Raw genomic sequence first — 23,489 nt, 5'->3', positions numbered from 1 at the left:
CCTCGTCGCCATCCCGGAAAGGGCCTGCCATGGATCACCAGCCAACCACACCCAGGACGCCCTGGGTCGTCGGCATCACCGGGGCGAGCGGCACGCCGTACGCGGCGGCCGTCCTGCGGGGCCTGCTCGACGCCGGTGAGCCCGTCGACCTCGTGGTCAGCAGGGCGGCGCGGCTGACGATGCTCGACGAGACCGGCCTGGCCTTCCGCGAGGCGCGGTGGCAGGCGGACGTCAAGGCCTTCATCGGCCGCGACCCCGGGGACATGGCGGTGTGGAGGGAGAACGACTTCTCCGCGGGACCCGCCAGCGGCAGCTACCCCACCCGGGGCATGGTGGTCGTGCCCGCCACCACGGCCTGTGTCGCGGGCATCGCCACCGGGATGAGCAAGGACCTGATCCAGCGTGCGGCCGACGTGACCCTCAAGGAGCGCAGGACCCTCGTACTGGTGCCGCGGGAGGCGCCCCTGCGCCGTGTCACCCTCCAGCAGATGGCCGACCTGGCCGGCGAGGGGGCGGTGGTGCTGCCGGCCTCACCGGGCTTCTACGCCGGCGCCCGCGACGTCCAGCAGCTGGTCGACTTCGTCGCGGGCAAGGTCCTGGACGTCCTCGGTGTCCCGCACACCCTCTACACCCGGTGGCAGGGGCAGCTCGGCGCGGCGCGCGCCGGGTCCGGCACGCCGTGCGAGGGCGATGCACCTGGTGCGTGACGTCCGGTCGAAACACCGCGTGCCGGAGGCCGGCGCAGGCCCGGGGCCGCAAGCGTCAACCAGACGATCACCGCGCGCTTCCAACCGCTGCCCTCCGCACGCGTCAACCGGGCGACCGCCGCGCCCGGCTACCCGGCGACCGCCGCCGGCACTTCCGGTTCCGCCGGCGGGTGCTCCCCCACTCTGTGCAGGCTGAGCACCATGGTGAGGCCTCCGCCGGGCGTGTCCTCCGCGGTGAGGGTGCCGCCCATGGCCTCGGCGAAGCCGCGGGCGACCGCGAGGCCGAGGCCGACGCCCGCGCCGTGCGGGGAGTCGCCGTAGCGCTGGAAGGGTTCGAAGATGTGGTCCTTGGCCTCGTCGGGGACCCCGGGACCGCGGTCCGCCACGCGGACCTCGACACGGTCGGCGATGGCGCTCGCCGAGACCAGCACGGGCACCTGCGGGGGGCTGTACTTGACCGCGTTCTCGACGACGTTGGCCACGGACCGCTCCAGGAGTCCCCGGTCGACGGCGACCATGGGCATGGTCTCGGGGATGTCGAGTTCCACGCTGCCCTCGGGGACGCCGCCGAGCGCCATCGGGATCACCTCGTCGAGGTCGGTCTCGCTGATGATCGGGGTGACGGTGCCGGTCTGGAGGCGGGACATGTCGAGGAGGTTGCCGACGAGGTTGTCGAGGCGGTCGGCGCCCGCCTCGATGGCCTCCAGGAGCTCGGCCCGGTCCTGTTCGGACCACTCGACGTCGTCCGAGCGCAGCGAGGTGACCGAGGCCTTGATGCCGGCGAGCGGCGTGCGCAGGTCGTGGCTGACGGCGGCGAGCAGGGCGGTGCGGATGCGGTTGCCCTCGGCCAGGTGCTTGGCCTGGTCGGCCTCGTGCTTGAGGCGCTGGCGGTCCAGGACGACCGCGGCCTGGGCGGCGAAGGCGGCGAGCACCCTGCGGTCCTCGGCCGGCAGCACGCGCCCTGACAGCGCCAGTGCCATGTGGTCGCCGACCGGCACGTCGACGTCGGCGCTGTCGGGGGTCCGGCAGGGGTGCGGACCGACGCTGCCGGCGCAGGTCCAGGGCTCCGTGTCCTTGGCGCGTTCCAGCAGCGCGACCGACTCCATGCCGAAGGTCTCGCGCACCCGCTCCAGGAGCGCGGCCAGGCTGGTCTCGCCGCGCAGCACGCTGCCGGCCAGGAAGGAGAGGATCTCCGCCTCGGCGCGCAGCCGGGCCGCCTGGTGGGTGCGCCGGGAGGCGACGCCGACCACGGACGCCACGGAGACGGCGACCCCGACGAAGATCGCCATGGCGACGATGTTCCTCGGGTCGGCGATGGTCAGGTGCCGCACCGGCGGGGTGAAGAACCAGTTCAGCAGCAGGGAACCCGCGGCCGCCGAGGCCAGCGCGGGCAGCAGCCCGCCCAGCAGGGCCGCCGCCACCGTCGCGGCCAGGAACAGCAGCATCTCGTTGGCCAGGCCCACGTCCGGCAGGACGCCGCCGAGCAGCCAGGTCAGCAGCGCCGGGCCCGCGAGGCCCGTCGCCCAGCCCCAGATCAGGCGCGCGCGGCCGAGCCGCGCGCTCCGGGCGACGGGGAGCCCGCGGCCCTTGCCCACCTCGCCGTGCGTAATCAGGTGCACGTCAAGGTCGGGGCCGGACTCCCGGGCGACCGTGGCGCCGACGCCGGGGCCGAAGACGTACTGCCAGCCCTTGCGGCGGGAGACGCCGAGGACGATCTGCGTGGCGTTGGCGCCGCGCGCGAACTCCAGCAGGCCGTCCGGTATGTCGTCGCCGACGACGTGGTGGAACGTGCCGCCGAGGTCCTCCACCAGGGTGCGCTGGACGGCCAGCTCCTTCGGGGAGGCGGCGGTCAGGCCGTCGCTGCGCGAGATGTAGACGGCCATCACCTCGCCGCCCGCGCCCTTCTCGGCGAGCCGGGCCGCGCGCCGGATGAGCGTGCGCCCCTCGGGGCCGCCCGTGAGGCCGACCACGATCCGCTCGCGGGAGCCCCAGATGGTGGAGACGTGGTGCTCGCTGCGGTACTCCTGAAGGTAGGTGTCGACCCTGTCCGCCACCCACAGCAGCGCCAGCTCGCGCAGGGCGGTGAGGTTTCCCGGCCGGAAGTAGTTGGAGAGCGCCGCGTCGACCTTGTCCGGCTTGTAGATGTTGCCGTGCGCCATGCGCCGGCGCAGCGCTTCCGGGGCCATGTCGACGAGCTCTATCTCGTCGGCCTTGCGGACGACCTCGTCCGGTACGGTCTCCCGCTGCCGCACGCCGGTGATCGACTCCACGACGTCGCCCAGTGACTCCAGGTGCTGGATGTTCACCGTGGAGATGACCTTGATCCCGGCGGCCAGCAGCTCCTCCACGTCCTGCCAGCGCTTGGCGTTGCGCGAGCCGGGCACGTTGGTGTGGGCGAGCTCGTCCACGATGGTGACCTCGGGGCGGCGGGCCAGGATGGCGTCGACGTCCATCTCCGTGAAGGTGGTGCCCCGGTACTCCAGCTCCCTGCGGGGCACCTCCTCCAGCCCGTGCAGCATCACCTCGGTGCGGGCCCTTCCGTGGTGCTCGACGAAGCCGACCACGCAGTCGGTGCCCCGCTCGACGCGGCGGTGCGCCTCGGACAGCATGGCGTACGTCTTGCCGACGCCGGGTGCTGCGCCGAGGTAGATCCGAAGCTTGCCGCGAGCCATGTTCATCCTTCGAAGCGGTATCCCATACCGGGCTCGGTGATGAGATACCGGGGTCGGGAGGGGTTCGTCTCCAGTTTGCGCCGCAGCTGGGCCATATAGACCCTGAGGTAGTTCGTCTTGTTGTGCTGGGAGACGCCCCACACCTGCTGGAGCAGGTGTTTCTGGGTGACCAGCCGCCCTGGGTGGGTGACGAGGATCTCCAGCAGGTGCCACTCCGTGGGGGTGAGGCGCACGTCACGCCCGCCGCGTACGGCCTTCTTGGCGAGCAGGTCGATGGTGAAGTCCGCGGTCTCGACGAGCTGTGCCGCGCCGGCGGCGGGAAGCTCCCCGGTGCGGCGGACGGCGGCACGCAGCCGGGCCAGCAGCTTGTCCATGCTGAACGGCTTGGTGACGTAGTCGTCCGCACCTGCGTCGAGCGCGGCGACCTTGTCGTCGGAGCCCTGCCGTGCGGACAGCACCAGGATCGGCACCCGCGTCCAGCCGCGCAACGCGACGATCACCTGCGTGCCGTCCATGTCGGGCAGCCCCAGGTCGAGCAGGACCGCGTCGGGCTGCCTGGCGGCCGCGAGCCGCAGCGCGGTGGCGCCGTCAGGGGCGGCGTCGACCCCGTACCGGCGTGCCTGAAGATTGATGATGAGAGCCCGTACGAGCCGTGGGTCGTCCTCCACCACCAGCACCCGTGTCATGGGCCTGTGCCTCTCCTCTCATGCGTCGATCCTGGCGCCGGAAACGGCCGGCCCGCCGTCATGGCCGCGGGAGCCGGCGTCCGGGGCTGTGCCCGGGCCGCCGGCTCCCGCATGGGCCGGGGTGCCGTCAGCTCTTCGCCGCGAGTTCCCGGAGTGCCGTGTTGAGGGCGAGGACGTTCACCCGGGGCTCGCCCATGAAGCCGAGCTGCCGCCCCTTCGTGTTGTCCTCGACCAGCTTCCGCACCTGCGCGACGGACAGGCCGTTCTTCGCGGCGATCCGGTGCACCTGCAGGTCCGCGTACTGCGGCGAGATGTCCGGGTCCAGGCCGGAGCCGGACGACGTCACCGCGTCGGCGGGCACCTGGGACGGGCTGACCGTGTATCCGGGCACCGAGTTGTCCCTGACCACGGCGGCCTTGGCGGCGACGACCTGCGCGCAGAGCGTCCCGTCCGCGGACTTCACGGTGCAGGCACCGTTGATCGCGCCGTCGTCGCCGGAGCGGTTGGTGGCGCCGGACAGGATCAGCTTGTACTGGGTGTTGACGCTGTTCTCGCCGAGGCCGCCTGCGGGCCGCGGCTGGAACCACCTCAGGTCCGGGTCCGGGGTCTCCTGGCCCTTCTTCAGCGGCAGGTTGTACGACTGCCCGATGAGGGACGAGCCGACCACCTTGCCGTCCGCCTTCACCTCCGAGCCGTTGGCATTGCCGTGGAACAGCCCCTGCCCGATCCCGGTGACGGCGAGCGGGTAGACCACGCCGAGCACCACGGTGAGCACGATCAGGGCGCGCAGGCCCGCCCAGAGCAGCCGGGCCGAGTTCGATACCGAGTTGTTCATGGCGATCAGCCGATTCCGGGGATGAGGGAGATGAGCATGTCGATGATCTTGATGCCGACGAACGGGAGGACGAGGCCTCCCAGGCCGTAGATCCCGAGGTTGCGGCGGAGCATCCGGTCCGCGCTGACCGGCCGGTACTGCACGCCGCGCAGGGCGAGGGGCACCAGCGCGATGATGATCAGCGCGTTGAAGACGACCGCGGACAGGATCGCGGAGTCCGGCGAGGACAGCTGCATGACGTTCAGCTTGTCCAGGCCCGGGTACACCGCCGCGAACATCGCCGGGATGATCGCGAAGTACTTCGCGACGTCGTTGGCGATGGAGAACGTGGTCAGTGCACCGCGGGTGATCAGGAGCTGCTTGCCGATCTCGACGATCTCGATCAGCTTGGTCGGGTTGGAGTCGAGGTCGACCATGTTGCCGGCCTCCTTGGCTGCGGAGGTGCCGGTGTTCATCGCCACACCGACGTCCGCCTGGGCCAGCGCGGGGGCGTCGTTGGTGCCGTCACCGGTCATCGCGACCAGCTTCGCGCCCGCCTGCTCCCGCTTGATCAGGGCCATCTTGTCCTCGGGAGTGGCCTCCGCGAGGAAGTCGTCGACACCCGCCTCCTCGGCTATCGCCTTGGCGGTCAGCGGGTTGTCGCCGGTGATCATGATGGTCTTGATGCCCATGCGGCGCAGCTCGTCGAACCGCTCCCGCATGCCCTCCTTGACGACGTCCTTCAGGTGGATGACGCCGACCACGCGGGCCCCCTGGCCGTCTTCGACGGCGACCAGCAGCGGGGTGCCGCCGGCCTCGGATATGCGGTTGGCGATCGCGTCCGCGTCGTCGGCGACGGTGCCGCCCTGCTCGCGGACCCAGGCGATGATCGAGCCGGCCGCGCCCTTGCGGATCCTGCGCCCGTCGGCGTCCACACCCGACATCCGGGTCCCTGCCGTGAAGGCGATCCACTCGGCGCCGGCCAGCTCGCCCTGGTGCCGCTCGCGCAGCCCGTACCTCTCCTTCGCCAGGACGACGATGGAACGGCCCTCGGGCGTCTCGTCGGCCAGCGAGGACAGCTGCGCGGCGTCGGCGACCTCGGCCTGAGTGGTACCGCGCACCGGTACGAACTCGGCGGCCTGGCGGTTGCCGAGGGTGATGGTGCCGGTCTTGTCCAGCAGCAGCGTGGAGACGTCGCCGGCGGCCTCCACCGCACGGCCGGACATCGCCAGGACGTTGCGCTGCACCAGGCGGTCCATGCCCGCGATGCCGATCGCGGACAGCAGCGCGCCGATCGTCGTCGGGATCAGGCAGACCAGCAGGGCCACCAGCACGATGATCGTCAGGTGGCTGCCGGCGTAGTTCGCGAGCGGCGGCAGCGTGGCGCACGCCAGCAGGAACACGATGGTCAGCGACGCCAGCAGGATGTTCAGCGCGATCTCGTTCGGCGTCTTCTGCCGGGCAGCGCCCTCGACGAGGCTGATCATCCGGTCGATGAAGGTCTCGCCCGGCTTCGTCGTGATCTTGATGACGATGCGGTCGGAGAGCACCTTCGTACCGCCGGTGACGGCACTGCGGTCACCACCGGACTCGCGGATGACGGGCGCCGACTCGCCGGTGATCGCCGACTCGTCGACCGAGGCGACGCCCTCGACGACGTCGCCGTCACCGGGGATGATGTCGCCGGCCTCGCAGACGACCAGGTCGCCTATGCGGAGCTGGGTGCCCGCGACCTGCTCCTCCGTGCGGCCGTCCGCCAGCAGGCGGCGGGCGACGGTATCGGTCTTCGCCTTGCGCAGCGTGTCGGCCTGGGCCTTGCCGCGGCCCTCCGCGACGGCCTCCGCCAGGTTGGCGAAGATCACCGTCAGCCACATCCAGACGCTGATGGTCCAGCCGAACCAATCGCCGGGGTCCTTGAAGGAGAAGACGGTGGTCAGGATGGCGCCGACCCAGACCACGAACATCACGGGCGACTTGACCATCACCCGCGGGTCGAGCTTGCGGACGGCGTCCGGCAGGGATTCGACGAGTTGCTTGGGCTCGAAGAAGCCCGCGCCGACGCGGCCCTCGTCCTTGTGACCGCTCGGCACATCGCTGTGCGGGGCCCGGGTGGGAGTGGCTGTGGACATGGAGTCCTCTTGGGTTTCTGTACGGGTGGCCATCACGACGCCAGCCCCTCGGCCAGCGGACCCAGCGCCAGGGCCGGGAAGTACGTGAGACCGGTGACGATCAGGATCACGCCCACCATGAGTCCGGTGAACATCGGCTTCTCGGTGCGCAGGGTGCCGGCCGTGGCCGGGACCGGTTTCTGCTCGGCGAGCGAGCCGGCCAGCGCCAGGACGAACACCATCGGCAGGAACCGGCCGAGCAGCATGGCCAGGCCGATCGTGGTGTTGAACCACTGCGTGTCGGCGTTCAGGCCGGCGAAGGCGGAGCCGTTGTTGTTGGCACCGGACGTATAGGCGTACAGGATCTCGGAGAATCCGTGCGCGCCGCTGTTCGTCATCGAGTTCGCCGGGGTGGGCAGCGCCATGGCGAAGGCGGTGAAGACGAGCACCAGGGCGGGGGTGATGAGGATGTAGATGGCCGCCAGCTTCATCTCGCGGGAGCCGATCTTCTTACCCAGGTACTCGGGCGTGCGGCCGACCATCAGGCCGGCGATGAACACCGCGATGACCGCCAGGATCAGGATGCCGTAGAGGCCGGATCCGGTACCGCCGGGCGCGACCTCGCCGAGCATCATGCCGAGCATGGTGATGCCGCCGCCGAGGCCGGTGAACGAGGAGTGGAAGGAGTCCACCGCACCGGTCGAGGTCAGCGTGGTCGACACGGCGAAGATCGACGACGCTCCGACGCCGAAGCGCGTCTCCTTGCCCTCCAGGGCTCCGCCGGCGTACTGGAACGCCGGACCGTGGTGGGAGAACTCGGTCCACATCATCAGCGCGACGAAGCCGACCCAGATGGTGGCCATGGTCGCGAGGATCGCGTAGCCCTGCCGCACCGAGCCGACCATCACACCGAACGTGCGCGTCAGGGAGAACGGGATCACCAGGAGCAGGAAGATCTCGAACAGGTTGGTGAACGGTGTGGGGTTCTCGAAGGGGTGGGAGGAGTTGGCGTTGAAGTAGCCGCCGCCGTTGGTGCCCAGCTCCTTGATGGCCTCCTGGGAGGCCACCGCGCCGCCGTTCCACTGCTGCGAGCCGCCCATGAACTGGCCGACCTCGTGGATGCCGGAGAAGTTCTGGATCGCCCCTGCCGCCACCAGCACGATCGCGGCTATGAAGGCGCCGGGCAGCAGGATGCGGACCACACCTCGCACCATGTCGGACCAGAAGTTGCCCAGCTCACCCGTGCGGGAGCGGGCGAAGCCCCGGACCAGGGCGACCGCGACGGCGATGCCGACGGCCGCGGAGACGAAGTTCTGCACGGCCAGGCCGGCGGTCTGCACGACGTGGCCCATGGCCTGCTCGCCGTAGTACGACTGCCAGTTGGTGTTGGTCACGAAGGACGCGGCCGTGTTGAACGCCTGGTCGGGGTCGATGGCCTTGAAGCCCAGGGAGCCGGGCAGGATGCCCTGGATCCGCTGGAGCAGGTAGAGGAAGAGGACGCCGACCAGGGAGAAGGCGAGGACGCCGCGCAGATAGGCGGGCCAGCGCATCTCGGTGTCGGGGTTGGCGCCGATGCCCTTGTAGATCCACTTCTCGACGCGCCAGTGCTTGGCCGAGGTGAAGACCTTGGCCATGTAGGTGCCGAGGGGTATGTAGGCGAGGGCGAGGGCGCCCATCAGGGCGAGCATCTGGAGCACGCCTGCGGTTACGGGACCCATGTCTGTCTCAGAACCTCTCCGGGAGGATGAGGGCGAGGACGAGATAGCCCATCAGGGCGACGGCCACGATCAGGCCGACGATGTTCTCGGCGGTCACAGCTTCGTCACCCCCTTGGCGACGAGGGCCACCAGCGCGAAGACCGCGATCGTGGTGACGACGAAGGCCAGATCGGCCATCGCACACTCCTGGAGAGAGGTTCGGGAAGAATGGACGGGACGAGATAACCGCCTTTCCGGCCGGATCCGAACGGACGTTGACGTCTCTCATACGGCGGTGGCCACAGCTTTGACGGCGTCCTTACGGCACGGCTGCCGGCGGCGCTCCAGGACGGCGGCCAGGTCCACCTCCTCGAACCACCTGCCGCCGTAGGCGCACCTCGCCCGGGGGGCGACGTCCAGGCCGCCGAGCAGCGCCTCGGTGCCCGGTCTCGCGTGGCACTCGGCGAAGGCCCCCGTCAGCCGTCCGGGCCGTACGTCACTCACCGCCGCCGATGCGCTGCGCTCCGCTCGCCGGCTCGGTCCCGTCGGGGAGACGGACGCCCTGCCTCATCGAAGCCCTTCCGCCGGCCGGCGGAGGACCTGCTAGCGCTTCCTTGTCGGGGCTCATCGGAAACCCTTGACGCCGCCTTGACGCGGCAGCGGAGATCCCGGGCCCGGCGACGGCCACGGGGGGGCCGGGCGAACGGGCGAACGGGCGAACGGGCGAACGGGCGAACGGGCGAACGGGCGAACGGGCGAACGGGCGAACGGGCGAACGGGCGAACGGGCAGGTGTATCGAAAGCGTATGTGACCACGTCAGAGTGGCGTAAGAGAGGGCGAGAGCGGCTTGCCGCGGGCATTCGGGACGGCTTTCATGGACCCGTGAACAGCACCTGGCTCCACTTCGACCGGCCGCCGAGTCCCGCTCGGCCGCCCGGCCGTGCGCCACGTCGCGCGGGAGCACCCGCTTTCGCGGCACGCTGACACACGTTCTTCAGCCCAAGGCGCCGTGATCTCTCCGGCGCCTTCCCTTTGCATCCGCATGTCCGCTCCCGTCCGTCCGGCGCGCGGCGTGCCCCCCGCAACCCGGATGGACCATGTCTGAATCCGCATTCTCCTCCCGTACCGTGCTGGTCACCGGCGCCACCTCCGGGATCGGCCTGGAGACCGCCCGGCAGCTCGCCGAACGCGGCGCCACCGTGCTGCTGCACGGCCGCACCCCGGAAGAGACCCGCGCCGCGGCCGACCGGCTCACCGAGTGGAACGGCACGGCGTGGACCCTCCAGGCACGGCCCGGGTCCTGCCTCGTCCCGCAGGGGGTGACCGTGCGCCGCCTCGAACCCGCCGAGATGGACGCGTTGCTGGCCCTCGGTCCCGACGCGGCCCGGATCCACGCCAGTTGGGGCGGCCCGCTGGGCCTCGCCTCCTCGGGCCACGGCTGGGCGGCCGTGGACGGTGCCGGACGGCTGCGGGCCGTCGCCTGCACGTACTTCCGCGGCATCCGGTACGAGGACGTCGCGCTCTACCCCGCCTCGGGCCCCCGCCGCCACCGGCTGGGGCTCGCCTGCGTCGCCGCGTTGACCGCGGACATCACCGCACGGGGCCATGTCCCCAGCTGGAACTGCTCGGTCGGCGACCGCGACAGCCGCGTCCTGGCCTGGAACGCAGGCTTCCGGATGGTCCGCGAGTACGTGCACCACAAGGTGGGGAGCCCGGCGCGGCAGAGCCGCGCCACCGCCTGAGGCACCGCCGTTCCGGCCGGATGTGGCCCATGCCGCCCGCGTGAGCGGAACCTTGACACTCATCTCTCCCGGGAGGACGATCTCTGATCGTTGTTGACAACGTTGTCTAAACGATGTGAAGGCAGGAGAAACCGTGCCACACAGAGACATGCGCCGGCCGCGGTCCCGGCGCAGAGCCCTTGCCGGGGCCGCCCTGGCGGTCGTCACGGCGCTCGGCGCCGCACTCGCCGGGGCCGTGCCGGCCTCGGCAGCGCCGGGCGGCCCGGACCCCGTCAAGGACCCCGTCGCGTACGTCAATCCGCTGATCGGCTCCTCGAACGCCGGCAACACCTACCCGGGTGCCGTCCAGCCGTACGGCATGCTCGCCTGGAGCCCGCAGAACTCCAAGGGCAACCAGGCCTCGACGCCGGCCCCGGGCGGGTACCAGTACGACGCCACGAAGATCCGCGGCTTCAGCCTCACCCACCTCAACGGCGTGGGCTGCTCGGGCGCCAACGGCGACATCCCGATCATGCCGTACGTCGGTTCGGTCGACTCCTCGCCGACCGCGGACACCACCGACAAGACGTACGCCTCGACGTTCTCGCACAGCAACGAGACCGCCGCGCCCGGCTACTACAAGGTCGGACTCGACAGCGGCGCCACGGCCGAGCTGACGGCCACGCCCCGCACCGGCACCGGCCGGTTCGGCTTCCCCGCGGACAAGCCGGCCAGCATGCTCCTGAGGACGTCGAACTCGGAGAGCGGCTCCACCGATGCCACCGTGCACGTGGACGCGGCGGCCCGCACCGTGACCGGCTCGGTGACCGCCGGCAACTTCTGCGGTCCGCAGAGCGAGAACAACCGCAAGGACCTCTACACCCTCTACTTCACGGCCCACTTCGACACGCCGTTCGCGGCCTACGGCACGTGGCAGGACGGCTCCCTCACGGCCGGCTCCGCGTCGGCGTCCGGCGGCACCGGCTACAGCTCGTCCGGGAACCCCGTGGCGGGCAAGGGCTCCGGTGGGTACGTGACGTTCCCCTCGGGCACCCGCACCGTGCAGGCCAAGGTCGCGATCTCCTACGTCAGCGCGGCGAACGCGGAGGCGAACCTGGCGGCGGAGAACCCGCCCCGGCAGGCCTTCGCCGGCACCAAGGCCCGTGCGGCCAAGGCGTGGCGCGACCAGCTCGGCAAGATCGAGGTGGGCGGCGGCAGCGACGACCAGCGCAGCACGTTCTACACCGCGCTCTACCACTCCATGCTGGAGCCCACCCTCACCAGCGACGTCGACGGCCGCTACCTGGGCGCTGACCGCAAGCCGCACCGGATCGCCGCCGGCCAGAAGGCGCAGTACGGCACCTTCTCCGGCTGGGACCAGTACCGCGCACAGGTGCAGCTGATGACCCTGCTGTCGCCCGGCACCGGCAGCGACTACGCCCAGTCGCTGTACAACTACGCGCAGCAGCGCGGCGGGGAGTGGGACCGCTGGCTGCTGGAGAACGGCAAGACGAGCGTGATGTCCGGCGACCCGTCGGACGCCGCCCTCGCCGGCATCTACGCCTTCGGCGGCCATGGCTTCGACGTGGACGGCGCCCTCTCCTCGCTGGTGAAGGCCGCCACGGTGCCCACGGCCAACGACTCCGACAGCGCGGGCTGCAACGTGGAGTGCGTCGGCCAGCGGCCGGCCCTCGACCAGTACCTGAAGCTCGGTTACGTGCCCGCCGACGGCTGCCACTGCTGGGGCGGCGCGGCGGAGACCCTGGAGGACGCCGCGGCCGACTTCGGCATCTCCGAGCTCGCGGGCCAGCGCGGCGAGGCGAAGACGGCGCGCACGTTCCTGGAGCGCTCCAACAGCTGGATGAACGTCTTCGACCCGAACGCGACCGCCCAGGGCGGGTACATCCGCAACCGCAACGCCGACGGGAGCTGGGCCGGCACCTTCACCCCGGGCACCGGCAACGGCTTCGTCGAGGGCACCAGCGCCCGTTACACCTGGATGGTCTACTCGGACGTGGCGGGGCTCGCCAGCGCCATGGGCGGCGACGACGCGGCGGCCAAGCGGCTCGACGCGTTCTTCCGCGCGCCGGACGGCACCTTCGACTTCTCGGCGAAGGACGACACGCGCTACGACCCCACCAACGAGCCCGACATCAACGCCCCCTACCTCTACGACTACCTGGGCAAGCCGTACCGGACGCAGGAGACGGTCCGCGCCGAGATGGACCAGCTCTGGACGAACACGCCCGGCGGCATCCCCGGCAACGACGACGCCGGAACCATGTCGTCGTGGTACGTCTTCTCCGCCCTCGGCATGTACCCCCAGGTCCCGAGCCGCGCCGACCTCGTGCTCTCCGCGCCGCTGTTCCCGCACGCGGTGGTGCACACCGGGCACGGCAAGGACATCACCGTCGACGCACCCCAGGCGTCGGCGGACAACACGTACATCCAGTCGCTGCGGGTCGACGGCAGGGCCTCCGGCAAGCCCTGGGTGCCCGCGTCGTTCGTCACGCACGGCGGCAAGCTCGACTTCACGCTCGGCAGCAAGCCGAACACCTCGTGGGGCAGCGCGAAGGCCGACGTACCGCCGTCGTTCCAGCAGGGCGGCGTGCCGTTCTTCACGGGGACCTCTCCGAGCACGGTCAAGGCCGAGCCGGGCGGCGCCGCGGCGCAGACCACATTGAAGGTGCAGTCGCTTCAGCAGTCGCCGGCCACCGTCCACTGGACGGCGAACGCGCCGGACGGGATCACCCTGACACCGTCCGAGGGTGACATCGCGGTGCCCGCGGGCGGTTCGGCGACGGCCCAGGTGTCGGTCACCGCGCCCGCCGGGACGAAGCCCGGCTTCTTCACCGTCCCGCTGTCGCTGACCTCGGGCGGCACCACGCTGCCGAAGACGTCCCTCGCGGTGACGCTCGCGCCCCGCAACAGCATGGTGTGGAACCTCAACAGCAACGGGATCTCCGCCGACGACACCAGCCCGCGGGCCAACTTCGACGGCGAGGGCTGGAGCTACTCCTCGCCGGCACTCGCGGCGGCCGGCGCCGAGCCCGGTGGCACGGTGTCGTCGGGCGGCTTCGACTTCACCTGGCCCGGCGTCCACCCGGGCGACCCGGACAACGTCGAGGTGGTGGGCGGCGGACAGGTGCTGGACGTCCGGGCCGGCTCGGAGGGCGCCACGCAGCTGAGCTTCCTCGGCAGCGCGGCGGAGGGCAACGCGAGCGGCACCATCACGCTCACGTACACCGACGGCACCACCCAGCAGGCGACCCTCGGGTTCAGCGACTGGACGCTCGGCGGCGGCACGCAGCAGCCGGCGTTCGGCAACACGGTGGCCCTGCACACCGAGTACCGCGACGCGTCCGGAGGCGGCAAGGATCCGGTGGGCACGGAGATCTTCCGCACCGCGCCCATCTCCCTCAAGGCCGGCGCCCGGCTCGCCAGCGTGACACTGCCGGACACGACCGACGGAGGCGTGCTGCACGTCTTCTCCGTCGCGACGTCCTGACACACGCACGCACCGGCCCCCCCGGCACGCCCCCGTGGCGTGCCGGGGGGCCGCTCCCTGCGCCCCGCCACCGTCGTACCGCGGGCTTCTCGGACACCGCCGTCGTTCCGGGCCGCAGGTGTCCCGGACACCGGCGTCGTTGGAGGCACTAGGTGTCGTCGCCCCGCACGGGGCGGTGTGTGGGTTGCTCACTCAGCGTCCACACCGAGCCTTTAGTCTGGTCGCGTGATCGATCTACCGCTCTCCGCGCTTGAGGTCGCCATGGTCGAGGCCGGCAAGCCGGCCACGGAGACCCTGCGCGACAGTGCCGAATTCGCCCAGGAACTCGACCGGCTGGGCTACCACCGCCTCTGGTATGCCGAACACCACCACTCCCCCGCCATCGGCCCCTTCCCGCCCGTGGTACTCACCGCGCACACCGCCGCCACGACGTCCGCGATCCGGCTCGGCTCCGGCGGTGTCATGGCGCCGAACCACGCGCCGATCACCGTGGCCGAGCAGTTCTCGACGCTCGCCGCGCTGCACCCGGACCGCATCGACCTCGGCATCGGGCGCGGCCCCGGCACGTTCGACGAGGGCACCGCGCGTGCGCTGCGCCGCGGGGCCGATCCCGCCACCGACGACGAGTACCGCGCCGACGTGGCGGCGACGCTCGACTACCTGCTCTCCGAGGTCGACCTGGGCCACCTTCCGGAGCCGTGGCTGCTGGCGTCCAGCACCGCGGGTGCCGCGCTCGCGGGCTCCCTCGGCCTGCCGATCGCCTTCGCCCACCACATCCGCCCGGACAACACGTTGGAGGGGTTGGAGCGGTACCGGAAGGAGTTCACACCCTCGCGCTGGAGCGAGCGGCCGCGGGTGCTGGTGTGCGTGGAGACCTTCTGCGCCGAGACCGAGGAGGCCGCGGTGCGGCTCAGCGGTCCGATGGACGTGATCAAGGCGGGGCTCCTCCAGGGCCGCGGCGACAACGCGTTCCCGACTCCGGAGACCGCGGCACGGCACGAGTTCACCGACCAGGAGCGGGGCGCGCTCGCGGCGTTCCGGGCCCACCAGGCCCTGGGAACCCCCGAGACCGTCGTGCGGCAGCTCGGTCAGCTGGCGGAGGCGACGGGAGCGGACGAGCTGATGCTCGTCACCCCGGTCTACCTGCTGCGCGACCGGGTCCGCTCCTTCCGGCTCATCCGCGACCACATCGACCAGGCCAAGGGCTAGGTACGTCGACCTGAAGCGTCCGGCACAGTGAGGTCCGCGGGCGGCACGTGACGCCGGCCGGCGGGGCGGACGGCCCCGCCGGCACGGAGGTGGGTCGGTTCACAGGAACGTCGGGGCGCCGTACGGGCCTTGCGCGGGCCGGCTCCGGCGCGGGCCGGCACTCACCACTGTGAGGCGCTGTGCCGGGGGCGGCCGACCGCGAGTTGCGCGGTGGAGTCCTGCCGCTTGGGACGTTCGGCCATGACCAGGCCGAGCACCAGCCAGAACAGCATGTCGATCCGGTCCAGGTTGGCGGGGTGGTCCAGCGCGCTGGTCAGGTAGAAACCGGCCAGTGCGGCGAGCCCGGCGGCGCCGAGAACCGACTTGTCCCGGGCGATCCGGGCCGCGGCCACCAGGCTGACCACGGTGATGAGGACCATCGCGGCCAACCCGGCCACGCCTCCCTCGGCCAGCCAGTTCAGCCACAGGTTGTGCGCGTGCTGGAACTGCTTGGTGCCCGGCGCGAGGGCGGAGATGACCGGGCCGGCCCGGCCGAGGCCGACACCCAGCGGGTTGTTCAGACCCACGTGCACCGCCGCCGACCATGCCTGGTCGCGCACCCCCAGCGCGTGACCGGCCTGCGACACCTTCCAGATCAGCACACCCGCCGCGGCCAGCCCGAGCAGGGCCGCGCCGGCGATCAGCAGCCGCACGCGCCTGCCGAGCTTCGGCGCCAGCCAGTAGGCACCGCCGAGCAGCAGCACCTCGACCGCCGCGGCGACGTAGCCGGCCCGCGAGAACGTGGTGAGCATCGCCCCGTAGCCGAGGACGGTCACCACCCCGACCACGGCCCGCCCGGAGCGCTCGGCGACGGCCGCCGAGGCGAGCAGCCCGAACGGTGTGAGCAGGAGCAGGAAGGCGACCAGCAGGTTCGGGTTGGAGAACGTGCCGACGGCCCGGATCAGCGCTCCGGCGCCCGCCGAGCCGCAGGGGACGTCGGCCAGCAGCCCGCTGCGGCAGAAGCCCGTCGGCACCTTGTTGGTCACCTGGGTGAACGCCGAGGTGGCGGCGGCCGCCACGCAGATCAGCGAGAGCAGCGCCACCACCTGCGCGGAGTCGGGCTGGAGGCGGCGCAGCCCCACCATGAGGTAGAAGCCGGCGACCGCGGTGAGCAACTCCCGCAGCGGAGCGGTCGGGTGGCCGCCCAGGTAGGTGGTGGCCACGCCGTCCGCCACGAGGAGCGCGACGGGCAGGTCGAGCCACGTGTGGAAGGTGCCCAGGCGGGCACCGCCCGCCACCAGGGCGACCAGCCCCAGCACCACCACCAGACGTGTCGGCGTCAGAACATTTATCAACGGGTCATCGGGGAAGAAGTCGGTCGCCGAGTCCAGCATGAGCACGGCGACCGCAACGAGCGCGGTGTACCGGAGCACTGCTGACTTCATGCCGAGGGCCGCCCCTGCGGTCGGGCTCAAAGCCATGGTGCCCAAGAGTGGGGTGCCCAAGGGTCCGGCACCTGTCCATCAACCGAATACGGGAAGCCGTACAGCCGACGAGCGCACACTACGGCGAGGCACCGCCGCTCGGCTGGGCCGGACAGAGGAACGAGGCGGGGCGGCCGTCCTGTCGTTCCGTGGTCCGGGACCTCCCCCTGCCAGGAGTCGTGGGGTGAGGTGGAGTTTGTCGGGTGTCGCCGCCGGCACCACCGGGGTTCCCGCCGGGTGCTCGGCTCGCGCAGGGAGCCGTTCGGGACGTCGTCGAAGTGAGGGGCCGCGGTGGCAGGAACGTACGTGATCGTCCTGTCGGGCGGTGGGTACGCCGAGCATGCGCCGCACGAGGCCGAACCGGTCGTCGACTGGCTCGGCGGGCTCGGGATGGAGGTCGGTGTCTTCCGCTGTCCGGTCAACGTCGGGCACCCGGCGCCCCTCCATGCCCTGCGTGCCGAGATCCGGCGCCGCCGTGCGAGCGGGGCGGACCGGGTCGGTCTGCTGGGGTTCTCCGCCGGCGGTCACCTGGCCGGCCTCGCGGCCCTCTCGCCCGGCGCCGGGGCGGAGGAGACCGTGCGGTTCGCCGTCCTCGGATACGCGATCACGTCGATGGAGACCGAGACCTACCGCGCCGCCAGGCTGATCCTGCTCGGCGAGGACGCCGGCCCCGCGCTGCGGCGCTCGACGTCCCTGGACGCGCTGGTGACACCTCAGGCCCCGCCGTTCTTCGTGTGGCACACCGCGGAGGGCGCCTACGTTCCTCCCGAGCACACCTACCGCTTCGCGGCGGCGCTCGCGGCGAACGACGTCCCGCACGCCGTCCACGTGTTCGCGCACGGGCCGCACGGTCTCGGCCTGGCGGAAGGCGCCGGGGACACGGCGACCTGGAGGGCTCCGGCCGCCTCGTGGTTGCGCGAACGCGCTGAGGGCTGAGGCCCGGACCGAGGAGCGGCCGGTCCGACGCCCCGGTCCCTCAGACTCCGTGCGCTTGCTGTTCGGCGGCGGAGTGCGGGTTGGCGGCCGTGCCCTCGGTGCTCAGCAGCACGACCGCCGAGGTCGCGTCGAGCCCCAGTGCCGTTCGGCGCTCGTCGGCGCCCGCGCCGGTGAGCACGGCGCGCAGCCCGGCCAGCGCCGCGGCACCGCAGGGACCGGAGGACACGCCGAGGGCGGCGAGATCACCGGCCGCGCGGGTGCTGCTCGCGTCGGGGACGGCGACCGCGGCGTCCAGCCCGCGGCGCAGGTAGGGCCAGGCGATGCTGGACGGCGTACCGCAGTTCAGTCCCGCCATGGTGGTCGCTCCGGTGGTCACGCTGACGGGTTCGCCGCGGGTGAGGCTCGCGAGGACGCAGGCCGCGGCCTCGGGCTCCACCGACAACAGCGCCGGGGCCGGTCCGGAGGGGCGGCTGCGGTAGTGGGTGACCACGGCCTGGGCCAGCGAGCCCACGCCCACCGGAACGGACACGAGGTCGGGCCCCGATCCGATGCCCTCGGCCGCCAGTTGCTCGTCGGTCTCGGCGCAGAGGGTGGAGTAGCCCTCGACGATCCATCCCGGGATCCGCTCGTAGCCCGGCCAGGCGGTGTCCTGGACCAGGACCGCGTCAGGACCGTCAGCCGCCTCGGCCGCCAGGCGCACGGCCTCGTCGTACGGCCCCGCGACCTCCGTGACCTCGGCCCGCTCGGCCTTGATGGCCGCCACGGCCCGCGGGTGCACGCCCTGCGGGACGAAGACGTGGGCACGCTGCCCGAGCCGGTGCGCCATCCGGGCCACAGCCCGGCCGTGATTCCCGTCGGTGGCGGTCACCAGCAGGATCGGCCCCGGATCCGCGACGCCCTCGGACTGCCTGCCGTCCTCGGGCCGTTCGGCACGCTCGGCGAGAATGCGGTGCACCGCCCAGGACGCCCCCAGCGCCTTGAACGCCGGCAGTCCCAGACGGCACGACTCGTCCTTGACGAACACCCGGCCCACCCCCAACTCGGCTGCCAGCGAGGGGAGTTCGGTCAGTGGAGTGGGCGCGTGGCCGGGCAGCCCGGCGTGGAAGCCCCGCACGGCAGCGGGCGCGGGATCGCACCGCCAGGTACGGGCGCCGGGGCCGGCAAGCCACGGCCGGGCACGGGGGGAGGCGTTGTCAGACACACGATCATGGTCCGACGGTCCCCCGCGATCGGTCCAGCGAATGTCGGGAGACATCTCCTGCCGGCCGGCGTGCGGGGCGCCGCCGCGGAGGACGGCGCCCCGACCCGGTCAGGCCACGTGCAGCGTCAGAGCCGCGGTGTGCAGGGTGCGGCCGGTCTGGAACTGGAGGAACAGCCGCCAGTTCCCGGACGTGGACAGCTCGGCCTGGAATGCCAGGTCCGGGCCGCCGCCGTCGCCGCCATCGCCGGCCACCTTCGTGGTCGGGTGGAGATGGGCGAACGCGGCGTCACCTTCGTGGAAAGCGGTCAGGTGGGCGTAGGTGCCGAGGTAGGGCCGCAGGTCGGTGACGGGCTTGCCGCCTTTGGCGATGGAGACGGTCAGCGGGTGCGGCATCCCCGCCATGGGCTCGCCTTTGACGGTGACGGTGTACCCGTCGACGTGCGTGCTGCCGGCGGGGGCCGCCAGCCGGGTCCTCGTGGCGTGGCCGGGCACGGTGACGGTCCGCGAGAGCACGAGGTTCTCGCCCTCGCCGGCGCCTGCGGCGGGAGTGAAGGAGGCGAACATGCGCCAGGAGCCCGGGGCGAGGGAGGCCAGACGGGCACTCCACGTGCCGTCGCCGGTCATGGTCGGGTGGATGTGCTGGAAGCCGCTCAGGTCGGAGCGGATGGCGTAGAAGTGCATCCGCTCCTCCTGATCGAGCGCGAAGCGGGTGACCGGCTTGCCGCCCGGGCCGGTGACCGCGAACCGGTAGACGCTCTGCTTGCCCGACCGCAGCTTCGCGTCCTTGGAGGTGAGGCGGTAGCCGTCCCGCATGGCGGACAGGCCGTTGCCGGCCGCGTGGCCCATGCCGGGCATGTCGCCCATCGCATGCGACGCGCTCGGCGAAGGGGATGGGGATGGGGATGCGGACGACATGCCGTGCATGGACGGGGAGCCGGTGGAGGAGCCGCAGCCGGCCAGCGCCAGCGCGAGAGCGGCCGCGGCACCCGCCGCCGCGGGGCCCCGGCGGCGCGTGAGGGAGCGGGTGGAGGAGAACGTGGAAGGGAACGCAGAGGACATGAGCGTGGGTGTCTCCAGGTGGGCGCACCACACCGGTGGCGCGCGGAAACGGGCAGGGCGCGGTGCCGGTCCGGCCTTGGCCCGGATCCCGGCGCGTCCCTGTCACGTCCGCGCTATGCACACCTGGCGCAGAAGATCGCGTCCACCTGCCGGCCGTCTGCGCCGCCCCGCATCACCGGCCGCGGCCGCCGGCCGGGCCGGCGTCCACAGGGCGAGCCCTCCGGCCACCGCCACGGCCAGTTGGCCGGGGGCAGGCAGAGGGGCTCGCTCCTGCGCCGGGGTCGACAGGCACGGCGCCCCGGCCATCCCGGATGTGCCGGCGTGCCGGACGGCGGGAGCGGAGGCACCCGGTGCCCCCGCGTCGACGCCGGTCATCGCCGCACCGGTGTCGACCATCGCCGCGGCGTGATGACCGCCGGCCGCCGGCGGGGCCGCGATCACGGGCACGGCGCCGTGGCAGCCCTCCATGGCCGTGGCCGGGGCCCCGTGCATGAAGAACAGGCCGAACAGCACCGCACAGACCGCGATCAGTCGCGCGGCACCCCGCCTGCCCGCCCCCGCGCTCCCCACAGCCATGTCGCTTCCCGCTCGTCCGGTGCCGGCCATCACGCCATACCCGGGCAGGGTATCTGATGACCGGCCTCGGGGGGAGTCCTGCCCCATGGAACGGCCCGTACGGCGGCCGCCCGACGGGAACAGGAGGTCGGGCGCGATCAGGGCGTCACGTCGAGCTGCCACTTCGAGTAGACGGATTTCCTGTCCTGGTTGAGGGTGCCGTCGCTGTTGAGGGTTCCGAGTCCCTGGGTGTCCCAGACCCACCAGGTGACGCTGATGCCCTGCTCGGTGCCGCTGAAGGTGGGACCGCCGTTCGCGCCCTGCTGGCCGTTGACGTACGAGGTGAGCCAGGTGGCCCAGTTCTTGGAGTCGTCGGAGGCCATCCCGGCGCCGGCCTCGCCGATGTAGACGGGGGCGATGTCCTGGGAGACCAGGTAGCCCCAGACCGCGTTGTAGCGTGCCACGGCGGCGGCGCCGGCGTCCGGGTCTATGTGGGCGACCTCGTAGGGGTACTCGTGGACGGAGTACATGACCCGCGCGGCCCCGCCGTTGGCGCTGGAGAGCACGACGGGCTTGGTCTTGACGAGGGTGAGATCGCCCTCGAACGCTTTCACACCGGAGCCCCCGGCGAACGAGCCGCCGTAGTTCTGCGGTCCTTCGCAGATGATCAGCACACCCGGGTCGCGCGATTCCACGGCGTTGCCGACATCGGTGTACATCGCGCGGATGTCGGTCACCGAGCCGTCGCCCCAGGTGCTGTCGCCTGCGTAGGCGAGCGGCTCGTTGTCGAGGTCCATTCCGATCACGGTCGGATTCCCGGAGTAGCGGCTGGCGAGCGTCTCCCAGTCGGCCAGGAAGGACGCCTGCGTGACGGTGCCCTTGGTTCCGCAGCCGTCCGTGCCGTCGGTCCCCGGGCCGCTGTCGTACCAGAGCCCGTTCGACTGCTGGGATTCGCAGTTGTTGGTGCCGGCCACGCCCTCGTCGTTGTGGTGGACGAGGATGACCTTGAGCAGTTCGGCCTTGGCGGCGCTGACGACCGCGTCGAGGCCGGCGAGGTACTTCGAGGCATTGCTGCCGTGCAGACTGGCGTTGTTCCACGCGAGGGTCACCGTGTTGAACCCGGCGCCGCGGATCGCCTGCATGTTGGCGGCCAGGCCGTTGAGGGGCGCGTCCTGGTTCACGATCGCGAGCTGGTCGCGGTCGAGCAGGCCGTGCAGGGCCACGGCCGCGATGCGTACGGGCTTGCCCGTGCTGTCGACGATCTGGCTCCCTCTCGTGCCCAGGTAGCCGGACGGCAGGAGGGCACTGGCCGCCGCGGCACCCGCCGCCGCGGGCGCCGGCCGCCCGGCAGGCTGCGCCGCCGCGCCCTGACCGGCCAACGACACCAGCACCAGGCTCAGGGCGCACGCACCGCCGGCGATCTTCCTCATATCCATGCTCATGTGTCCCTTCTGACGCGGTGTCCGCCACGGAGCGGACCCCGACGGAATGCCGACTCACCGGCCCGGCGGGAGCCGTCGGGCCGCAAGGAGAGGTTGGTGTGGACACGCCAGCGTGTTGCCCGGCAACGTAGCGCTGGACCGGTTCGACGTCAACGGATCGCGTAGCGTGCGGCGATGAGCGGGCCAGGTGGCGTGCAGGGAGCAGGCAGGACGTGGACCGAAGGCCGATCCGCCGTGGGTGCCGAACCGCCCGAGCCGCCCAAGTCGTCCACGGGGACGCGCGTAGAGCCGTGATCGATGTCAAACCGGTCCATCGCTGCCCTATGATGCGGAACCACTCCCGAAGCCAGGTATGTCACCACAGCGAGGTCCCACCGAACCCATGGCCAAGTTGACGATCCGTGACATCGCCCGCCTGGCAGGCGTGTCGAAGTCGACGGTGTCGCTCGTCCTCAACGGGCGGCCCCGCGTCGACCCCGCGACCCGCGCCCGCGTGCTCCAGGTGATGAGCGAGCACAACTACGTTCCCAGCGTCGCGGCCACCGCCCTCGGCAAGGGCGGGGGCAGCCCGTTCATCGGCCTGATCGTGCCGGGTCTGACCTGGCGCCTGGTGGCGTCGATCAACTTCGGCATCGCGTCCGTGGTGGAGCGCACCGCGCACGAGATCATCCTCTACACGAGCACCAACGACCGTGACTACAGAGGGGTCGTGGACCGCATCCTCGGCGCCAACCTGGTGTCCGGCATGCTCGTGGTCAGCCACAACCAGCCGATGGAGCCGCTGGTCGAGCTGTACGGCACGGGCCTGCCCGTCGTGCTCGTCAACACGCTCGGCGTGCGCGCCGACCTGCCGTCGGTCGAGGCGGACAGCTACTCGGGCGCGCGCAGCGCCGTGGAACACCTGCTGGAACTCGGCCACCGGCGCATCGCGTGCGTCGAGGGGCCGCCGGACTATCCGTGCTGCGTCGACCGCAACAAGGGCTACGCGGACGCGCTGACGCAGGCCGGCATCGCGGTCGACGCCGACCTGATCAGGCCGGGCGGCTTCCGGCCCGAAGAGGCCCATCGGCACGCGATCGAGCTGCTGTGCCGGCCGGACCGGCCGACGGCGATCTTCGCGCACAACGATCCGACGGCCTACGCGGTGCTCGACGCCGTCGAGGAGTGCGGGCTCCGGGTGCCGGAGGACGTGTCGGTGGTCGGTTTCGACGACATCGTGTCCTCGGCGCACGTGCGGCCCCCGCTGACCACGGTCCGCCAGCCCTTCGAGGAGATGGGCCGGCAGGCCGCCGACATGCTGCTGAGCGCGCTCTCGTACGCGCCGGGGCCGCCCCGGCACGTGCGCATGCCCACGGAGCTCGTGGTCCGGGGCAGCACCGGACCGGCGCCCCGCCGCCGGCGGCGGGCGTCCGGGCGGCCCGCCGTTCCCCACCAGGCCCGAACCGGTCTGGAGGCCACCGACAAGGCACCCGCCCCGGACGCGTGACCGGCGTCGGACCGGGCGTGCGGCGGCGGGCCGTGCCGCCGCTTCACCCCCCCGCCCGGCGAAGCGCCCCGTCAGGCGAAGCACCTCACCCGGCGAAGCTCCCAGGATGCCTGGCGCGTCCGCAGCTCAGCGGTGTTCGCAGGTCAGGCGGGGTGGCGTAACGTCGGCGTAACACGGTGCGGGTCGACGCCGGGGTAGCCTGCGGGCCCCGAGACGACGGGCCC

Annotated in this window: 18 protein-coding genes; 6 read left to right on the top strand and 12 right to left on the bottom strand. The window is 71.9% G+C overall.

What is annotated here, in order from left to right; translation table 11 throughout:
* The first annotated feature begins 29 nt into the window (after positions 1-29).
* Positions 30-707 (top strand): UbiX family flavin prenyltransferase, encoded by a 678-nt coding sequence (locus tag Sm713_RS35365; protein WP_212914028.1) that lies wholly within the window; start codon positions 30-32, stop codon positions 705-707.
* Positions 708-835: 128 nt separating this feature from the next.
* Here the strand turns inward: Sm713_RS35365 and Sm713_RS35360 are convergent, their stop codons facing one another.
* From Sm713_RS35360 to Sm713_RS41535, 7 genes are all read right to left on the bottom strand, one after another.
* Positions 836-3,379 carry an ATP-binding protein gene (locus Sm713_RS35360; RefSeq protein ID WP_212914027.1) on the bottom strand — a complete coding sequence of 848 codons (2,544 nt, stop codon included), beginning with the start codon at positions 3,377-3,379 and terminating at the stop codon, positions 836-838.
* A 2-nt stretch (positions 3,380-3,381) separates the two neighbouring features.
* Complete coding sequence (locus Sm713_RS35355; protein ID WP_212914026.1) at positions 3,382-4,065, bottom strand: response regulator; 684 nt, start codon at positions 4,063-4,065, stop codon at positions 3,382-3,384.
* 127 nt (positions 4,066-4,192) lie between these two features.
* Complete coding sequence (locus tag Sm713_RS35350) at positions 4,193-4,900, bottom strand: potassium-transporting ATPase subunit C (RefSeq protein ID WP_212914025.1); 708 nt, start codon at positions 4,898-4,900, stop codon at positions 4,193-4,195.
* Positions 4,901-4,905: 5 nt separating this feature from the next.
* Positions 4,906-7,008 (bottom strand): potassium-transporting ATPase subunit KdpB, encoded by a 2,103-nt coding sequence (gene kdpB, locus Sm713_RS35345; protein WP_212914024.1) that lies wholly within the window; start codon positions 7,006-7,008, stop codon positions 4,906-4,908.
* A gap of 32 nt (positions 7,009-7,040) precedes the next feature.
* Complete coding sequence (gene kdpA, locus Sm713_RS35340) at positions 7,041-8,705, bottom strand: potassium-transporting ATPase subunit KdpA (RefSeq protein ID WP_212914023.1); 1,665 nt, start codon at positions 8,703-8,705, stop codon at positions 7,041-7,043.
* A gap of 7 nt (positions 8,706-8,712) precedes the next feature.
* Entirely contained in the window at positions 8,713-8,802 is a 90-nt protein-coding gene (kdpF, locus tag Sm713_RS35335) for a K(+)-transporting ATPase subunit F (protein WP_212914022.1), read from the bottom strand.
* A 167-nt stretch (positions 8,803-8,969) separates the two neighbouring features.
* Complete coding sequence (locus tag Sm713_RS41535) at positions 8,970-9,188, bottom strand: hypothetical protein (protein ID WP_212914021.1); 219 nt, start codon at positions 9,186-9,188, stop codon at positions 8,970-8,972.
* A 594-nt stretch (positions 9,189-9,782) separates the two neighbouring features.
* Between Sm713_RS41535 and Sm713_RS41025 the strand changes: the two genes are divergently transcribed.
* From Sm713_RS41025 to Sm713_RS35310, 3 genes are all read left to right on the top strand, one after another.
* Complete coding sequence (locus Sm713_RS41025; RefSeq protein WP_249416898.1) at positions 9,783-10,427, top strand: SDR family NAD(P)-dependent oxidoreductase; 645 nt, start codon at positions 9,783-9,785, stop codon at positions 10,425-10,427.
* A gap of 148 nt (positions 10,428-10,575) precedes the next feature.
* On the top strand, positions 10,576-13,914 hold the full coding sequence (locus Sm713_RS35315; protein WP_212915059.1) for a GH92 family glycosyl hydrolase: 3,339 nt from the start codon (positions 10,576-10,578) through the stop codon (positions 13,912-13,914).
* Positions 13,915-14,139: 225 nt separating this feature from the next.
* Positions 14,140-15,123 (top strand): LLM class flavin-dependent oxidoreductase, encoded by a 984-nt coding sequence (locus Sm713_RS35310; RefSeq protein WP_212914020.1) that lies wholly within the window; start codon positions 14,140-14,142, stop codon positions 15,121-15,123.
* Positions 15,124-15,284: 161 nt separating this feature from the next.
* Here Sm713_RS35310 and Sm713_RS35305 read toward each other — a convergent pair whose 3' ends face one another.
* Positions 15,285-16,547, bottom strand: coding sequence for an O-antigen ligase (locus Sm713_RS35305; RefSeq protein WP_212914019.1), 1,263 nt, complete (start codon positions 16,545-16,547; stop codon positions 15,285-15,287).
* Positions 16,548-16,877: 330 nt separating this feature from the next.
* On the opposite strand from Sm713_RS35305, the gene Sm713_RS35300 reads away from it, so the two are divergent.
* Positions 16,878-17,522 carry an alpha/beta hydrolase gene (locus Sm713_RS35300; protein ID WP_212914018.1) on the top strand — a complete coding sequence of 215 codons (645 nt, stop codon included), beginning with the start codon at positions 16,878-16,880 and terminating at the stop codon, positions 17,520-17,522.
* A gap of 40 nt (positions 17,523-17,562) precedes the next feature.
* Here the strand turns inward: Sm713_RS35300 and Sm713_RS35295 are convergent, their stop codons facing one another.
* From Sm713_RS35295 to Sm713_RS35280, 4 genes are all read right to left on the bottom strand, one after another.
* Complete coding sequence (locus Sm713_RS35295) at positions 17,563-18,723, bottom strand: diaminopropionate ammonia-lyase (RefSeq protein WP_249416897.1); 1,161 nt, start codon at positions 18,721-18,723, stop codon at positions 17,563-17,565.
* A gap of 108 nt (positions 18,724-18,831) precedes the next feature.
* Positions 18,832-19,782 (bottom strand): hypothetical protein, encoded by a 951-nt coding sequence (locus tag Sm713_RS35290; RefSeq protein WP_212914016.1) that lies wholly within the window; start codon positions 19,780-19,782, stop codon positions 18,832-18,834.
* Between the two features lie 102 nt (positions 19,783-19,884).
* The gene (locus Sm713_RS35285; RefSeq protein ID WP_212914015.1) at positions 19,885-20,358 is read right to left on the bottom strand and encodes a hypothetical protein; all 474 of its coding nucleotides are present in this window, start codon (positions 20,356-20,358) and stop codon (positions 19,885-19,887) included.
* Positions 20,359-20,495: 137 nt separating this feature from the next.
* A complete protein-coding gene (locus tag Sm713_RS35280; protein WP_212914014.1) occupies positions 20,496-21,779 on the bottom strand; it encodes a glycoside hydrolase family 5 protein in 1,284 nt (427 codons plus the stop codon).
* A 382-nt stretch (positions 21,780-22,161) separates the two neighbouring features.
* Here Sm713_RS35280 and Sm713_RS35275 point away from each other — a divergent pair, with 382 nt between their 5' ends.
* Complete coding sequence (locus Sm713_RS35275) at positions 22,162-23,265, top strand: LacI family DNA-binding transcriptional regulator (protein ID WP_212914013.1); 1,104 nt, start codon at positions 22,162-22,164, stop codon at positions 23,263-23,265.
* The last annotated feature ends 224 nt before the right edge of the window (positions 23,266-23,489 follow it).

This window comes from Streptomyces sp. TS71-3 (assembly GCF_018327685.1).
Lineage (GTDB): Bacteria > Actinomycetota > Actinomycetes > Streptomycetales > Streptomycetaceae > Streptomyces.
The sequence above is the reverse complement of the archived record's forward strand: the minus strand, read 5'-3'. Positions and strand labels throughout refer to the sequence as shown.

What these genes read in the sequence shown, in the direction of transcription:
- Sm713_RS35360 (WP_212914027.1), bottom strand. Translation starts at nt 3,379, where the DNA reads ATGGCTCGCGGCAAGCTTCGGATCTACCTCGGCGCAGCACCCGGCGTC.
- Sm713_RS35285 (WP_212914015.1), bottom strand. Translation starts at nt 20,358, where the DNA reads ATGGCTGTGGGGAGCGCGGGGGCGGGCAGGCGGGGTGCCGCGCGACTG.
- Sm713_RS35290 (WP_212914016.1), bottom strand. Translation starts at nt 19,782, where the DNA reads ATGTCCTCTGCGTTCCCTTCCACGTTCTCCTCCACCCGCTCCCTCACG.
- Sm713_RS35305 (WP_212914019.1), bottom strand. Translation starts at nt 16,547, where the DNA reads ATGAAGTCAGCAGTGCTCCGGTACACCGCGCTCGTTGCGGTCGCCGTG.
- Sm713_RS35315 (WP_212915059.1), top strand. Translation starts at nt 10,576, where the DNA reads ATGCGCCGGCCGCGGTCCCGGCGCAGAGCCCTTGCCGGGGCCGCCCTG.
- kdpA (WP_212914023.1), bottom strand. Translation starts at nt 8,705, where the DNA reads ATGGGTCCCGTAACCGCAGGCGTGCTCCAGATGCTCGCCCTGATGGGC.
- Sm713_RS35365 (WP_212914028.1), top strand. Translation starts at nt 30, where the DNA reads ATGGATCACCAGCCAACCACACCCAGGACGCCCTGGGTCGTCGGCATC.
- Sm713_RS41025 (WP_249416898.1), top strand. Translation starts at nt 9,783, where the DNA reads ATGTCTGAATCCGCATTCTCCTCCCGTACCGTGCTGGTCACCGGCGCC.
- Sm713_RS35275 (WP_212914013.1), top strand. Translation starts at nt 22,162, where the DNA reads ATGGCCAAGTTGACGATCCGTGACATCGCCCGCCTGGCAGGCGTGTCG.
- Sm713_RS35350 (WP_212914025.1), bottom strand. Translation starts at nt 4,900, where the DNA reads ATGAACAACTCGGTATCGAACTCGGCCCGGCTGCTCTGGGCGGGCCTG.
- kdpB (WP_212914024.1), bottom strand. Translation starts at nt 7,008, where the DNA reads ATGTCCACAGCCACTCCCACCCGGGCCCCGCACAGCGATGTGCCGAGC.
- Sm713_RS35355 (WP_212914026.1), bottom strand. Translation starts at nt 4,065, where the DNA reads ATGACACGGGTGCTGGTGGTGGAGGACGACCCACGGCTCGTACGGGCT.
- Sm713_RS35280 (WP_212914014.1), bottom strand. Translation starts at nt 21,779, where the DNA reads ATGAGCATGGATATGAGGAAGATCGCCGGCGGTGCGTGCGCCCTGAGC.